This is a genomic window from Spirulina sp. LEGE 11439 (genome assembly GCF_059821285.1).
The window spans coordinates 83022-98824 of record NZ_JCAMRX010000004.1; the positions used below are offsets into that span (position 1 = coordinate 83022).

A 15803-nucleotide genomic window follows, 5' to 3' on the forward strand; every position below is an offset into this window, starting at 1 on the left:
TGCTTCTGTTTCATTGTATTTATTTTTGCAAAGTTTTGTAAAGGTGCTTGAAGATAAGAATTTCTGAACAGAAGTATAAACCGATAAAAATCAGTTAAAACCTTTTGCAGGAAAAGAAACTCAGGATTTCAGAAGCAGATTTAGATAGTAAGAAAACTTATCAAGTCTAAAAACTTGACAGAAACCAAAAAACATGTATTAGTTGAGACCATGGGAGGGTTTCACGGTGTCAACAATCGATCGCATTTGAGGACTGCGTTGCCATGATGAGGAATAAAGGTTCTCTCGGCTGAGGTAGAAGAGAATGTGTTGTCAATGGCGATCGCACAATCATCTCACCCTATATTGAGTACAAAATTACTTCGAGCGAGACAAAATCTTAAGAAAATGTTAAAAGACTTACAATAGAAATTTACGTGGTGTTTGGAGGAAAAGGCCGTGTTTTTACGATTAGCACAACAACATCGTCGATTTGTTCGCGATCTCGTTATGAATTTGCAAGCACTAGCAACGGTGTTAGAGGGTCGAGGTTATTTAGCGTCTTGCTATACCTGTGGCGATCGGATGAATAGTGCCTCCTTTATGGTGAGTTTGGGAGAAAATCACCTCATTCGCTTTCTCGTTTCCGACTATGGGATCACGTGGACGGAAATGCGGGACGATCGCGAATTGATGAAGTTAGAGGGTGCAGAAGCCATCAGTCAACTGCAAGAATTGGCCGATCTCGTTAAATATAATGTTGTTTCATCCCCAGCAATTTCCGATAGATCCCCCAAGCCGTATCCCGTATCGTTGACGGGAACTTGAGTCAATCATGGGTTTTGAGTTTGAGGAGAATCTCATTTCGCCAAAATTGGGGATCGGGAAATCCTTGAAAAAAGTCGCAAAATCCAAAAACATAAAGAAAATATTATGAATTCTTGGAAAAAGCGCGATCCCTGACAAGATAATAAGTATTCAAATAGGGTTAGCTGATATAAAAACCCTAATTTTTAAATGGGGTCAAAACAATAAAAGACCCTGAATATAAAAAAAACACGATCGCACGCAAAGAGCCAGTTTTCCTAAAGAAACTGGCTCTTTCTGCTGTGAATTGGTAATGAGCGATCGCGTCTAACTCACAAGAAGCGTCTATTTTTCCGCAAAAATATAACGATATAATTCACTGGGATCGGGTTCGGCACTGGCTTCGGCAAATGTCACGGCATCCTCAATAATGTCGTGAATTTTCCGATCGATCGCGTCTAACTCTGCTTGACTCAGCAAATTTTGTTCGAGGACGTGGCTGGCAAAGCGTTTAATCGGATCCTTGGCGTTCCAATATTCTTTTTCCTGTGGGCTGCGAAGTTCGTCGGGATCTGCGAGGGAGTGACCTCGGAAACGATAGGTGAGGGCTTCGATCAAGGTGGGACCTTCTCCCGCCCGGGCGCGAGCGATCGCTTCTTGGGCAACCTTACGCACGGCGAGTAAATCCATACCATCCACTTCTACGCCGTGCATCCCAAAAACGCTGGCTTTTTTGTAAATTTCTGGCTGAGAAGTGGCGCGATCGTGGGCCATGCCAATCGCCCATTTATTATTTTCCACGACATACAGGATGGGAAGTTTCCAGAGTGCGGACATATTTAGGCATTCAAAAAACTGCCCGTTATTGCTGGCACCATCCCCAAAGAAACAGGCAGTCACTTGATCGGCGCTTTCATCTCCGAGGGCTTCTCGACGATATTTACTCTGAAAAGCGGCACCGGTGGCGACGGGAATCCCTTCAGCAACAAAGGCATAGCCCCCCAGTAAACGATGAGGTTCGGAGAACATGTGCATGGATCCCCCTCGTCCTCGACTGCATCCGGTTTCTTTACCGAATAATTCTGCCATGACCTCTCGGGCGGGTACATTGGCACTCAGGGCGTGAACGTGATCTCGATAGGTACTGGAAACATAGTCTTCATCGGGACGCATGGCTTTAATGACCCCGGTGGAAACGGCTTCTTGTCCGTTATAGAGATGGACAAACCCAAACATTTTGCCCCGATAGTACATTTCAGCACATTTATCTTCAAACTGTCGCCCCAGTACCATGTCTTCGTAGAGCATTGATGCCTCTTCTCGGGTGAGTTTCATGTTAGAGGTATCGGTTTGCGGGAGGGGACGTTCTGCAATTTCAGTCATAAAATTTTCTCGATGGACACAACTATAATATTGGTCTGGCAATTGTGCTAGAGGGATTGGTGATTATACCATTTCGGCGCGTCCTCTTGCGGTTGGAGGCTCTGTTCTAGAATTGCGATCGCACTTAGCAGGAATGAGTTCGCGAGGAAGAACTGAAATATCGCGATCGACTGCTTGATAAATTGCATCGGATATTGTACAGATTCTCTTTTTTATCCTGAAAAATTTTCATTTATAAAAGATCCAGAGATAAAATTAGGACAATTCTTAAAAGAAGAAGTCGGACTCGATTTTCGACAAAGTGATGTAAGTGCTTTACATTTACACCCATACTACTTGAATTGGGAAAATCTAAAAATCGAGTTAAACGCAAACGGCAAGGAAAAGTATGAAGATTGGGAACAGATATTATTACAAATTTTGTTGTGAAATGAATTGTCATTTCACAACTTTTGCAGAAACGCGATCGCGCTGCTCTTAAATTTTCACTGCTTAAAGTTTCACTTTCTAACGTTGAATTTCAGCAAAAATCTCATCCAGAATTTCTTTTGCTCCTTTTCCTTTGAGAATCTCTGCGAGATCGATTCCTAATTGTTCTGCATCGCTAGCCTTGCCACTTACGGTATCTTTAATCAATCGCTTGCCATCCAATGCTGCAACCATACCTATTAATGTCAGACTGTCTCCTTCGATAACAGTATTGACTCCAATGGGAACTTGACATCCTCCTTCTAGCTCGCGTAAAAAAGAGCGTTCGGCAAGAGCGCGATAGGTAGTAGGTTGATGAGAAATTGCCTGTAATAAGTTTAAAATTTCATCATCTCCCTCGCGGCATTCAATTCCTAACGCGCCTTGTCCTACCGCGTGCAGAGAAATTTCTGCCGGAATGACTTGATGAACGCGATCGCTCATCTCCAAACGTTCCAGCCCAGCCACGGCTAAAATGATGGCATCATACTCTTTTGTTTCAGCATCCAATTTCGCCAGCCGCGTGTTGAGATTGCCTCGGATATCCTTAAAGGTAAAATGGGGGAAATAATGCCGCAATTGTGCCAAGCGACGTAAGGAAGAAGTCCCGATAATTGCGCCCTCTGGCAAAGTTTCTAGAGTTTTATCCTTGTGTTCTTCCCGTACCACCAACGCATCAGCAGGATTTTCTCGTGCCGTTACGCATCCCAACATTAACCCATCGGGCAAGCGCGTCGGCAAATCTTTGAGAGAGTGAACGGCAAAATCTGCACGTCCTTCCAGCATCCCCACTTCTAACTCTTTGGTGAATAGTCCCTTATCGCCAATTTTGGAGAGGGCGACATCTAAAATTTTGTCCCCTTGGGTACTCATTTCCTGCACCTCAAAGTTGCGATCGGGAAACGCCTCTTTCAAGCGATCGCGCACCCAATGGGTTTGCACCAATGCCAGCTGACTTTTACGCGAGGCAATGCGAATAGGACGGGGAGGACTCGAAATCGTGGCGGTCATAGAACGATGATAAAAAATTCAGTCACTCGATCTAGATTATCTCAATCTGACCCCCGCTTAACTTAATGTTATAAATGCGATCGCCTTCCATCCATCGGTATGACTCGCAACGGGAAAATTATTTCTAAAAGTAACGAAAGATTAAGTTTTTTAAAATAAAAAGAAGGGAGTGCGACCTTAAACCAAATTTTATAAAGATAGCGATCTCTCCTCGCCATTATTTCTTTACCATAAAGAAAGAAGAACGCAATATTTCTTCAGGGCTGTTTTCTCAAGGAGAAAAGGAGAACGAAATCTTATGAAATCTCTTGCTTTGATTGTTGCCTTTTCCAGTGGCGCTGCCTTAATTGGCGCGAGTGCTTTGGCGCAAACAGAGGTTCGTACCTCGGACTTCTATCAACCCCTACAACCGACTAATCAATTAATTTTTGGGGGTGTGGGATATGGTGCATCCGAAGCAATGTCTCATGAAGGAGGAATGGCTTCTTCCCCGGCTAATCTATATTCCAGAGCCGGGTTAGTCGCTTATCAAGCTGAAAATATAGGCGATCTTGCCTGTCTTCCCAACACCAATGGCGATAACATTCGCTGTTTTGGGGAACGAGATTATGTTGTCACCATCATTCCTACCGATGAATGGAAGGTCAACAGCGACTTTACTTTTGATGACAAGTTGGCAAACTATGATTTTGCGGCTTCTGAACCGGTAGATGTACAGATTGATACTCGCCCCTTAGAAAATAATCCCAGTGCGGCGGTTAAATTTGGCATTAATTTCTAAATTATTGGGATAATTTCACTCCTAGTCTTCCGATTTGTGTTACGCTAGTAAATCGGAAGTTCATGGCGGCATAGCCAAGTGGTAAGGCAGGGGTCTGCAAAATCCTTATCGTCGGTTCGATTCCGACTGCCGCCTTAGTTCTTCTGCGTCTAATTGAATCCCGTATCCCTTTATTTTCAAGGGGTGCGGGATTTGTTGATTTTTGTTAACTGCATTTGGCTGCATCTATCCGAGCGCAATTATCTCTAATTGCGCTCGTTATTCGGTCAAGAATCGGTCAAGAGGTTTTTATGAGTCAAACAGAAAGAGGAATTGAGGCAGTGCGAGATAATATCAATTTTTCGGACTGAAGATATTGCAAAAATATCGTTTGTAAAGTTGGCATCGCCACATGACAAGATTCCCTTGTCTTTGAATCAAACCCATACTATCAAGCTGATAGGCTGAAAGCGTATCGATCTCGATCGCTTCTTGTGCTTTAACTAGCTTTTCGACTGCACTCAATAAATGGGAATTGGCTTGAATGGTTTGCCCGTGACGGCGCAAGTGTTCTTCGTAAATTCCCGCCCCTGTCGGTGCTTCTGTTAATAATTGTTTTAAGGTAATATAACCGCGAGCTAAATGATACATTGCCAAGCGCACGAGGTAGGGATGTCCTCCCAACATGGCGATCGCTTGCTGAAGTTGAGTATTATTCCATTCTAATTGATGATAGCGAGCTAACTTTTCAATTTGTTCGCGATTAAATTCTGTTAATTCGACTGGTAAACCGACATTAAAAGGAGATTGATTCAAATCCAATAAACCGTATTCTTCCGTTGAATGTGCCACGATCAAACGAAATTTTGCCCATATTTCTAAGGTCTTAGCTTCCTCATACCAACTTCGCAGCATGGGCAAAAATCCTCGTGTAATTGTCGGGTATTGGAAAATGCGATCGACCTCATCCAATCCTAACAAAAGACCTTCCTCGCATTCTTCTAAGAGATAGGTTTCAAAATAGTAAGTACAGTTGAGAATGCTGCTATTGTCTTCATCCCAATATTCCTTGACGCGGTTACTCAAGCGTAATTTTTGGGTTACGCAAATACAAAACCAACGTAAAAATTGTTCTAAACTGGATAAGATCGCATCTTCTACTTGCAGCAAATTCAAGCGGACGGTACGAGTCCCCCCTCGGGCGGCATGGTGCAGTAATCGATGTAACAGGGAGGTTTTACCCATTTGTCCGGGGGCTTTTAGACGTAATAAAGCTCCCGGTTGTTTAAGTTCCGAGTAACACTGTTGTTCTAACACCGATCGCTCGATATAAAAAGGAGAAGTGAGAGGAATGGGGCCTTCAGGGACGGACGGAAGATCTGGTAGTTGAGGTGCGATCCTTTGAGTTGGCAATGGGGAAGTGAGGGCAGGAAGATAGTAGAGGGCGATCGCATCGGACAAACTGGCGAGGGGCTTTTTCCCTAAGTCTCGTATCTCCTTATCCAGTGAAGATTTCACGACGTTATAGACGCTTTGAGATAAGCAGATTTCCCCCGGTTTTGCTTCGAGGAGAACATCCCCAACAATATTAATGCCATTGCCCATCACTTCCCCTTCGGTAATATAAATATCTCCTAAATGAATGCCTATACGATGCGGCAAAATATCGAGAGAGGAAAAGTTAGCAACACCTTCGATAAGGGTTTTCTGAATGGCGATCGCGCACTCGATCGCCTCAATTGCACTGGTAAAATATACCAGCAATCCTTCCCCAGTAAATTTCAGAACCCGTCCTCCACCTTCTTTGCAGCAAAGGGCGATACGCTTCGCGTCTCGGCGAATTAACCCTAAAGCCTGTTCCTCATTTGCCGTCATGCGATCGCTAAAATCTACAGCTTCTGTCAGTAATAAAACGGCTAGGCGTTTCTCTGGGACGTAAGTAGGAAATGCTGCCACTTGTGCGAGGATATCATTGGGTAGATCTTCTCGTTCCGCATCATCGAGATCGGCGATCGCCTCCCAGTCTTCAATCTCGACAGCCAGACAGATCGCAATAAAAGTCGCCTTTTGAATGGGAATCTTTCGCCAAAAGCGTCGCAACGTCGCTTGAGAAGTATAAGCCGCCGTCCAAAAAGCGGGGGTGTTAGTTTTTGTCCATCCCTGTCGTTGAATTGCTCGTTCTATTACTGCTAGTCCTCGGATCGAGGCTTTGAGAGTTTCGCTCATAAAAAAGTGCGGATAGTCCCTGTTTTCTCAAGATCGGTTACAAATCTCAAGACTTGAATTTCCCAGTTCCGAATTTTCACTGAGATCGGGGTGAGTTGCCAAGTGGGTTCGATCCTTCGCCAACCCAGTGCAGACTTTAAGTATAAGGAAATTCGTTCGGAGAACCCAGTTCATGTTCACAATTTATCAAACTTCCTTCACTTCTCATCGCAATTTAATCGGCGATCGCACCCCACAGCCCGCCCATTCTGGAACAAAAACGAGAATTAAAGCAGCGATCGCTCGCAATTTAGCCTCGGAGATGCTGAGCGATCGCTTGTTTGAGCTATCCTTTCATCATAATGGTTCTCGGCTTCATCCTTGGCAACCAATTGACTGGAATGCGATCGCGCCCGAACAAATTATCGCTGTTCCGGTAGAATTGTTTTTTGCCGCGATCGCGATTTCCGTAGAAGTCAAAACAATGCCTGTATATTCCCGCTCAACATGGTTAAAGTTACCCGGAATTACCCCACAAATTGCCTCTTTTTTAGGCAGAGTGATGGATAAAAAAGGCAATCTTTTAGAATTGGGACTTTGGGAACAAGAAGAACGCCAACATTCAGCAATTTTTCGCCAAATTTACGAACAACTGACTGGGGACATATTACCGATTGCCTCCGATCTGAATTCGTCTCCAACGGCGGTATTGGAAGCCGATCGCTATCTCTTTCAATGCGTTATTGCTAAATGGATAACGACCTCTGTCTATCTTTGGTTAATGTCCCATTCAACCGGAGAATTATACAATGCGATCGCTCAACTTTTGCAGGATGAACTCGGACATCTTGCAAAATTCTGGGGCATCTTGCGGTTGAGATGGGGAGATACTGAAAACCCGCATTTATCTGGCGCTCTCGATCGCTTATTACAAGTCTTTTGCTCTCCTCAAGATCCCCAAAACCTGTCAATTTTGCCCAGTTTTCCTTTATCTTTTGATAGTCAGGAAATTTCGTGGCAAAAGACGGACGATTCCGACACATCAATCATGAATGCCTTTGACTATCTCGCCTCGATTTTACAATTCTCCGATTCTTACGGCCTTGAAATTGGTTTTACCTTACTGGGGACATTACGCCAAATCTGGTACTGGAATCAGCAGTTACACGTGGAAAATCTCCGCGCTTTAGCTATTATCAGTTCGGAAGGTTATCTCGATTGTTTTGATTCAACTCTCTTTGTTAATTAAAAGTTCCGCGCATCAAATTTGTATTGCTTCGAGTTTCTCTACATTTTACATTGAATATCATGTCTTCAGGAATTTACACTATTGCTCATATTGGCGATTGCAAACTATTTCTCGGCGATGCTCTCATTCTTTCTCAAAATTGGCCGTCGATTTTGGAACAATTAGATGAAGGAACTTATCCCGATGCGATCGTGCAGAAAACTTGGCAGCGCGTACAAGGAAAACGTCATTTTGCATTTTACACCAAGGAAGATTTAATTGATGAATCAAATATTATCAATTTAGACATTCGCAGTTTAGAGTAAAGATGAATTGAGAATATTGCGATCGCTGATTCGCAGAGATGTTCGAGTCCGACTCAATTGAATTCTTTTTATTAGCAGGATAAAAATATTGGCATGAAATTATAGAAGTACAACTTTGAAAAATCCGGGTAAATGCAAAAACTCTCTTGATTTATTCCCGATTGAAAGTTATAATTAATGAATTCTAACTACATAAATATTCTGTTAAAGAAGTAAAAACTATGACTAGAATCGTTAATCAATTAGGTGGGGCAATACTTCTTTCTTTGTTGACCATGATTGCCTCGTTACCTAGCCATGCTCACGGCTCGGAATCCCATCGTCCGAAGAAAGAAATGAACATTTTAGAGAAGCCCAATTCTCAAAACCCCGATAACAAAATAGATAATAAAAATATAAAACAGAACGTGATAATGGAGGAAAATAATATTATGAGTGAAGAAAGGAAAAAGATGCCAAATATGCCGACAGAAAATGGTATTATGAGTGAGGAAAATTCAGCAATAATCGACACCCCTGCGATCGCAGAAGAATCAAATTCTACACCCCAACCCACACCCGTCCAAGCCGCCGGAACGATGCCTCAAGGTCTCGGCGAAACCCTATCTGTTCTACTTGTTGCCGTTCCAGTAGGACTTTATGCCCTCAAACATCACTGATAGACTCAGCCAATGCCTTCACCCGTTTCCCTATTCAAACGCTATCCTCGACAGTTGCATCGCGCCCTTGCGCCTTTAATGCTGTTTCCTTTGACTTTAACCCTCACAACTGGAGTATTATTCCACATTGCCGCACTGACGGGTAATGAAGAAAATTATCTGTGGTTATTGGCGCTACATCGCGGTCGTTTTGGTACGATCGACCTAGAACTCACCTATGTATTTCTCAACGGATCGGGATTATTTTTTCTCCTGATAACAGGTGCAATCTTATGGTTTCAAAGTGGGCGACGTTCCCAGAGCAAACCTAACACTTGAACCCTAAAAATCAACTCATCAAAACTATCTATCGTTTTGGGAACTAAGATATTGAAGCGATCGCATATAGCAATATCCCGATGGTTGCGCGATCGCTTTTCACTTACTTTAAAAAAGAACAAACTACAGGTTGATATTTTCAGAACGGCGACGCATGAACCCTGCCATCCCTAGACAACCCAGCCCTAATAAACCCATTAATGAACTGGGTTCTGGAACTGACTGCGACGGATCTTCTTGTCCATCATGAAAACTCCAAGTTGCCCAACCTCGAGAATAATACCCATGTTGATTTTTCTGAATTTTAAAGTCTCCAATGGTAACTCGGATCTCCTCAACATCAAGGCCATATAGATCGACAGCTTCTAGATTAGAATTCGCAAATAAAGACGATTCTTGTCGATGTTGACCGTATCCAGCAATACCGGGTGCGGCAGCAAAAACATTCGCTGTATCATTGACACCATTCGTTAAATATTCAATCAATTGAGTGAAGCGAGAACCGCGATTTTCTTGATTGAATATAAAGGTTTTGCCAACATCTCCTTCGCCAAATTTTGTCGTGGAGAACCCTTTACTCATAGCCAGAGGACGCATGCCCAAATTAATTAATCCATCAATCGGGTAACGATTGCCTGTATGAACACCAAAGGATTGATTGAAAGAAGCAAGAGAAGCTGCTTGAACTGAAGAAATTGTCACTCCGAGAGAGATAGAAATTCCCAAACTACAAAGAAGTGTTTTCGCTAAATTTGGCAGCGAGAAAATTGAAGTCTTTGGCGATAGTTTCATGGTTGAATTTAAAGAATTAAATTTGCTTTTTAGTTAAGACGAATTTCTTTCGCCTGTCTTACTTTCACTATCGCGCTTTAAATGGTGAGTTCGATCTCTGTTGGCAACTCAATTCGATCTCATCTCAACAAACAACAATCGATCGCCTAAAATTCACACAGTTTCTTATCTTTCGCTGCAACTTCCGCATTGTATTGTAAGTAATCTCGTACCCGATCGCAGCCTTGTTTTAATAAGCGATCGAAGGCTAATATCTGTTCTAAATTCCAAAGAATTACGCGATTATCCGTACCTCCAGAAACTAAAGTTTGGCCGTCAAAACTAAAAGCAATACTATTAACTCCCTGCTGATGTTGCCGTAATGCGGTCAATTGCTTGCCTTGAGGCTGCCATAAGACGATCGCGCCATCATCTCCGGCTGAGGCGATAATTTCCCCATCTGGACTAAAAGCGACATCATTTACCCCTTGTCGATGTCCGTGAAAGGTTTGTAATAATTCTCCGGCTTGCGTCCAGAGTTTCAAAGTGCGATCGCGGCTTCCTGAAAGCAAGGTTTTTCCGTCTGGACTAAACGCAAGGGCCACAATTCCCGCATCATGTCCTGTTAGCGATCGCAATAATGTCCCATCTTGCTGCCATAATTTAATCGTGCCATCCAAACTCCCCGAGGCAAATATTTCACCGTCGGGATGGAAGCTCAACGCTCTGACACTCCCTCGATGTTGAGTGAGGGTTTTTAATAATTTTCCTTCTCTTGTCCAAAAGGTAATCGTACTGTCATCGCTACCGATCGCGAACTGTTGACCATTAGGACTAAAAGCGATCGGCCCCGTTGCGTCTTTGTGATCGAGGAGAACTTTTTGTGAGAGAATACCCGCGATCGCATCGATCCGCAACAACCGCACGCTATTATCCAAACTGGTTGAAGCCAAAAACTGCCCGTCCGGACTGAATTTTACGCCTTTTACCCCTCCTTCATGTCTCGATATTTCCCGCACTAAACGCCCTTCTCGACTCCAGATTTTTAGGGCATTATCTCCTCCCACAGAAGCCACAAACTTGCCATTCGGACTAAAATCCACATCCCAAACCGTGGCTCGATGCCCCGATAATAAAGTGGAACGGGGATGCTGGGGCTGCCATAATTTGACTGTACCATCAGAACTTGCTGACGCTAAGGCTTTTCCGTCCGGACTAAAGGCAGTTTGCCAAATTTCCCCCTGATGTCCTGCGAGGGTCGTGAGCAAGCGTCCGTCTCGATGCCAAAGTTTCACGGTTTGGTCGCGACTGCCTGTAGCAAGGGTTTGGCTGTCGGGACTAAAGGCGACTCCATAAACTTCATCGGTATGACCGGAAAGAATCTTTTGTAACTTCGCGTTCTCCCAACTGTACTCTCGTTGCTGCCACAGGCGCACGGTATTGTCATCAGATACCGAGGCAATGAGGGTACCGTCGGGACTGAAGGCGACTGCATAAACTTCATCCGTATGACCGCGTAGGGTGGCGATCGCTTTGCCATTGAGTCCCCACAGTCTCACGGTTTTATCGTCGGAGGCTGAAGCGATCGCTTGGCCATCTGGACTAAAAGTAACTCTCACGACCGGGGCTTTATGTCCTGTAAAGATTTTGGAGAGAGTGCCGTCTAAATTCCAGAGTTTGACCGTGCGATCGCGACTGCCCGAGACAATAGACTGACTATCTGGACTAAAGGCCAGACCGATCGCTCCCGCTTGATGGGCGACAAACCTCGTCTGCAAACTTGCACCATTCTTATTTAAATCCCAGATCGCGATCGTGCGATCCAAACTGCTTGAAGCCAAAAGGCGACCGTCGGAGCTAAAGGCCACGGAATAGACTAAATCTTCGTGACCCTGCAACGTGGCGATTAATTCACCATTGCGCCGCCAAAGTTTAATGGTTTTATCTCGGCTTCCCGTGGCAATAAGTTGGCCGTCTGGACTAAACGCAACTGCCCAAACCCCATCTAAATGACCCGAAAGGCGATTGGTTTCGCGGACATTATCGATCGCTTGTTGTAGGGTCGCATCGACGCGATCGTGGGTGGATGGTTGCAACCATTGTAATTGCAAGGATCTATTTTTAGCACGGATGGCCGCAACGAGGGCATCAAATTGGCGATCGCTATTGAGGAGAACATCGGCGGAGGTGAGAAGGGCTGTGAGTTCGTTGCGTAGGGCTTGGCGATACTGGAAGAAAGCGATCGCTCCCAATAAACTCGATAAACCCAAGGCAAAACTCACTGCAATCAGAAAAAAACGCTGGTATTTTAAACGAGATTCGATCGCTTGAGCGCGTTCGGCTTCCCAGCGAATTTCTTCTTCCTGTTGGGCTAATTTTTGCGAGGCATTGAGAAAGCGGTAATCCTCGGGAGGCAAGTTTTTCTCTCGCGCCCAGAGGAGGGCTTCTTGTAAACTTTGACCGCGCAATAAACGCGAATAATCTTGGTTGTGGGAAACTTCCCAAGCGACCATTGCATCAGTGTAGGGGCGCATATCTCCCAGAATGCGATCGACCCATTGAGTATCGAAAATTTCTTGGTAGATAAGATTGCTGACTTTGAGACGATCGCGATCGCGACAAACCACGCCAGAAAGAGCGAGGCGCTGTTGTGCGAGGCTGCCAGTGAAAGGAATCGAGCCATCCTGTAAAATCTTTTGATAAAATCCTAACAAACATCCGGTTTCTTTCTCGTCTTGCAAAAGGCGATCGCGAATATTGCGGAGGTGTACGGGTTCGTCTTTAGCTTCCCAACCATCTAAAATAGACTGGCGAACGAGAGTTGCGATCGCTTCTTTCTCCTCTCCTCTGGGAATTTCTCCCTCGAGTTGCACCACCAACTGACAGAGTTTTTGGGTTAAAAATGGTTGTCCTCCCGTCCAAGCCAAAATTGCCGCTAAAGTTGCTTGTGGGTTTCCCCCTCGAGATTCTAAACCTCGGGCGAGAGGTTGCGCTTCTGCAAGGGTAAATCCCGTTAGCGCGATCGCTCGACCGATATTAAATGCCGTGCGGTAGGCATTGCAAATTAAATCTCCCGGTGTTGCCACGCCAAACAGCGCAAAATTCAAACGCTTGTAGTGAGAATTTTCTGCCCGGTTATTGTAACAAAAGCGAATGAAAGCCCAAAAATCATCAACGGGGAATTTTAAACTGAGAATGCTGTCAATTTCATCGAGAAAAATAAAGATTTTCTCAGCAGCAATTTCAACGAGCAAAACCTCTTCGACAAATTGACTCAAACGCTGAAGAGGAGAGAATTCTTTTCTTTCTTTCCACCAATGGCGATCGCAGCAATTTCCCAAACGAAAACCCCGAACCAATTCGGAATAAATACCTTTGTACCATTGTTCTGAGGTAATTTCTTCATTGCCCAAACGCGTAAGATCGATCGCGGCACACAGATAATTTTTTTGTTTGAGGTGCTGCATCATTCTCACGCGCAAACTCGATTTTCCCATTTGTCGAGAATTGAGAACGTAGCAGATTTCGCCAGCTTCTAATGCGTCGAGAAGCTCTGAGTCTGCCGATCGCGTCACGTAGGTTGAATTTTGCGAGCCTAATGCGCCTCCGACTTGATAGCGATATTCTGAATTCATCTTAACTTTGCAATCGGCGGGTTTATCATTAATATACTCCTTTTACTTCTCTTAACTAAAAGAGAAATTAAAAGAAGGCTTTACTCTTTTTTATTTAACGAATAATCTCTAAATTGCCCATCATGCCTAAGTCTTCATGGTCTAAAATATGACAGTGGTAAACTGTTTTGCCGGTAAAATCTTGGAAAGGAATGCGGATTTTTACAGTTTCTCTCGGACGGACTAAAACTGTATCTCGCCAAGCTGGATAAGGTTCATTTTGTCCGTTGCGACTGACGACTTGGAAGGAATTAACATGAACGTGAAAAGGATGATCCATAACCCCTGTATTGATTAATTCCCACTCCTCCACGGTATTTAATTTAACTTGAGTATCAATTCGTTGATGGTTGTAGGATTGACCGTCGATTAAGAATACCATTCCCATCCCCGGGGACATTCCATGATTGAGAGTTAAACGCCTGTGGCGATCGGGTTCTGGTAAATTAACAATAGTAGTCAGTTGAGTGGGTACACGAAGAGGTTCAACCGCAGAACTATAGTTCAGTGTTGCCAAAAGATTAGATGGATTTGAGTTACGATTTCTGCCCATCATTCCCCCCATTCTCCCTCTCATTCCTCCTCTCATTCCACGCCCCATCATCCCCATTCCCCCTCGATTATAAGGAAGGTTGAGTAAACGATAAGTTTGCGGTTTTTGCGTTCCTTCGAGCAAGATTTCTGCTCTTTGTCCCGGTGTGAGAAGCAATTGGGTCATTTCAATAGGTTTTGCGATCGCGCCGCCATCTGTTGCGATGAGAGAAAAAGGATGATTATCAAAAGAAAGATTGTAGAAACGAGAAGTTGAAGCATTGAGAATTCGCAGGCGCAATAACCCATTCTGCGCGAGGATGAAAGTCGGGTTAGTTTGACCGTTAATGGTAATCAAATTGCCCTCTCTGCCTGCCATAATAGACATACGATCTGAGGATAATAGTTGGCCGCGATCGTTAAGGGAAAAATCTTGTAAAACGAGAAATTCTTCTGTTGCCGCTTTAATTTCTGGAATCTCGTCCAATTTACCTCTAATGACAAATAATCCCGCTAAACCTCCTGATAATTGATCGGCAACATAGCCATGTAAATGAGGATGATACCAAAATGTTCCGGCGGGTTGATTTTGAGGAATTTCAAACTCATAGTTAAAGCTGTCTTGCGGATTGATTTGTAGAAAAACATTATCGGCTTTACCTGTCGGAGAAATATGTAAGCCATGATAATGTAAATTGGTCGGCTGCTGTAATTGATTAGTGAACTTGATTCGGACGCGATCGCCTGCTTTGGCTTCCAAACGCGGGGCGGGAATTTGTCCATTATAAGTGAGTAAATTAGCAGTCCGTCCACCTAAATCGACGGTCGTATAGTTGGCTTCCAAGTTAACTTCAAGTAAACCGTTTTGACTCCGATAAACTTGAGTTTGATTTGATGCTTGTTGCCTCCCCTTGACTTCAGAATCACCTCGTCTCAACCACAAATGAGATGCAGCAGCAATACTTCCACTTGCCACTGCAAAGGTTATAAATTGACGGCGATTAATGTTAAACACGATTCTAAATCTAATAGTTTTCGTAGCTGGCAAATACTTCAACTTGTCCATTCCGATCGAACGCCAGAATATCAAAAGGTTGTTTCCGATTTCCCGATTCCATTCCGGGAGTTCCTAAAGGCATTCCGGGGACAGCTAATCCCGAAAATTGAGGTTTTTGTTTGAGAAAACGCTTGACATCATCTACCGGAATATGTCCTTCCATCACATAACCATCAATGATGGCCGTATGACAAGAAGCGAGATTTTCAGGAATATTATTATCTTGTTTAACAGCTTCTATATTATCAGTTTTAATATCGGTAACTTGAAACCCATGTTTTTGAGCGTGTTCGATCCATCCTCCACAACATCCGCAGGAAGGACTGCGATAGACGGTCATATTGAGATTTCCCGAATAAGTCTCAGTTTCCCGATCCCAAACACTGGCTAAAACTGTAGAATTAGATTGATCGGCAGAAATTTGGACGCGATCGCGAGAGAAAAGATAAGACCCTCCTGCCGTTAAGATTGTCACCCCAGCGATCGCTATTAATAAATAAGATTTCAACATGAATTGTCTCTCCCAGTCATTTTTTCTTATATTATATCTTAACCTTATAAACTTTGAGAGGGATGTTTTAAATACAGGATTATTTGAACCTATTCATCAAGCCCTATTTATTTTG

General features: G+C 43.8%; 13 protein-coding genes and 1 tRNA gene. 7 read left to right on the forward strand and 7 right to left on the reverse strand.

Annotated elements, in window-relative coordinates; genetic code table 11:
- Positions 1-438 precede the first annotated feature (438 nt).
- Positions 439-807: a DUF1815 family protein gene (locus tag AC6RV6_RS04065; protein ID WP_500239120.1), complete on the forward strand. Its 369-nt coding sequence runs from the start codon at positions 439-441 to the stop codon at positions 805-807.
- A 324-nt stretch (positions 808-1131) separates the two neighbouring features.
- Here the strand turns inward: AC6RV6_RS04065 and pdhA are convergent, their stop codons facing one another.
- Together pdhA and hemC are read right to left on the reverse strand one after the other, a co-directional pair.
- A complete protein-coding gene (pdhA, locus tag AC6RV6_RS04070; protein WP_500239123.1) occupies positions 1132-2169 on the reverse strand; it encodes a pyruvate dehydrogenase (acetyl-transferring) E1 component subunit alpha in 1038 nt (345 codons plus the stop codon).
- Between the two features lie 507 nt (positions 2170-2676).
- Complete coding sequence (gene hemC / locus AC6RV6_RS04075) at positions 2677-3648, reverse strand: hydroxymethylbilane synthase (protein ID WP_500239125.1); 972 nt, start codon at positions 3646-3648, stop codon at positions 2677-2679.
- A 298-nt stretch (positions 3649-3946) separates the two neighbouring features.
- On the opposite strand from hemC, the gene AC6RV6_RS04080 reads away from it, so the two are divergent.
- Entirely contained in the window at positions 3947-4429 is a 483-nt protein-coding gene (locus AC6RV6_RS04080) for a hypothetical protein (protein WP_500239126.1), read from the forward strand.
- A 64-nt stretch (positions 4430-4493) separates the two neighbouring features.
- Positions 4494-4564 (forward strand) — tRNA-Cys (locus AC6RV6_RS04085).
- A gap of 198 nt (positions 4565-4762) precedes the next feature.
- On the opposite strand, the gene AC6RV6_RS04090 is transcribed toward AC6RV6_RS04085, so the two are convergent.
- Positions 4763-6634, reverse strand: a complete 1872-nt coding sequence (locus tag AC6RV6_RS04090) for an AAA-like domain-containing protein (RefSeq protein WP_500239128.1) — start codon at positions 6632-6634, stop codon at positions 4763-4765.
- 172 nt (positions 6635-6806) lie between these two features.
- Between AC6RV6_RS04090 and AC6RV6_RS04095 the strand changes: the two genes are divergently transcribed.
- From AC6RV6_RS04095 to AC6RV6_RS04110, 4 genes are all read left to right on the forward strand, one after another.
- The gene (locus AC6RV6_RS04095) at positions 6807-7862 is read left to right on the forward strand and encodes a hypothetical protein (protein ID WP_500239129.1); all 1056 of its coding nucleotides are present in this window, start codon (positions 6807-6809) and stop codon (positions 7860-7862) included.
- A 59-nt stretch (positions 7863-7921) separates the two neighbouring features.
- Positions 7922-8167 carry a GIY-YIG nuclease family protein gene (locus tag AC6RV6_RS04100; RefSeq protein ID WP_500239131.1) on the forward strand — a complete coding sequence of 82 codons (246 nt, stop codon included), beginning with the start codon at positions 7922-7924 and terminating at the stop codon, positions 8165-8167.
- A 221-nt stretch (positions 8168-8388) separates the two neighbouring features.
- On the forward strand, positions 8389-8826 hold the full coding sequence (locus AC6RV6_RS04105; RefSeq protein ID WP_500239132.1) for a hypothetical protein: 438 nt from the start codon (positions 8389-8391) through the stop codon (positions 8824-8826).
- Between the two features lie 12 nt (positions 8827-8838).
- Positions 8839-9144 carry a PepSY domain-containing protein gene (locus AC6RV6_RS04110; protein ID WP_500239133.1) on the forward strand — a complete coding sequence of 102 codons (306 nt, stop codon included), beginning with the start codon at positions 8839-8841 and terminating at the stop codon, positions 9142-9144.
- 123 nt (positions 9145-9267) lie between these two features.
- On the opposite strand, the gene AC6RV6_RS04115 is transcribed toward AC6RV6_RS04110, so the two are convergent.
- The 4 genes from AC6RV6_RS04115 to AC6RV6_RS04130 form a co-directional block, all read right to left on the reverse strand.
- Positions 9268-9936, reverse strand: a complete 669-nt coding sequence (locus tag AC6RV6_RS04115) for a PEP-CTERM sorting domain-containing protein (protein ID WP_500239135.1) — start codon at positions 9934-9936, stop codon at positions 9268-9270.
- A gap of 146 nt (positions 9937-10082) precedes the next feature.
- Entirely contained in the window at positions 10083-13550 is a 3468-nt protein-coding gene (locus tag AC6RV6_RS04120; protein ID WP_500239136.1) for a WD40 domain-containing protein, read from the reverse strand.
- 94 nt (positions 13551-13644) lie between these two features.
- Positions 13645-15135, reverse strand: a complete 1491-nt coding sequence (locus AC6RV6_RS04125; protein WP_500239138.1) for a multicopper oxidase family protein — start codon at positions 15133-15135, stop codon at positions 13645-13647.
- 10 nt (positions 15136-15145) lie between these two features.
- Positions 15146-15688 carry a DUF411 domain-containing protein gene (locus AC6RV6_RS04130; RefSeq protein WP_500239139.1) on the reverse strand — a complete coding sequence of 181 codons (543 nt, stop codon included), beginning with the start codon at positions 15686-15688 and terminating at the stop codon, positions 15146-15148.
- Positions 15689-15803 lie beyond the last annotated feature (115 nt).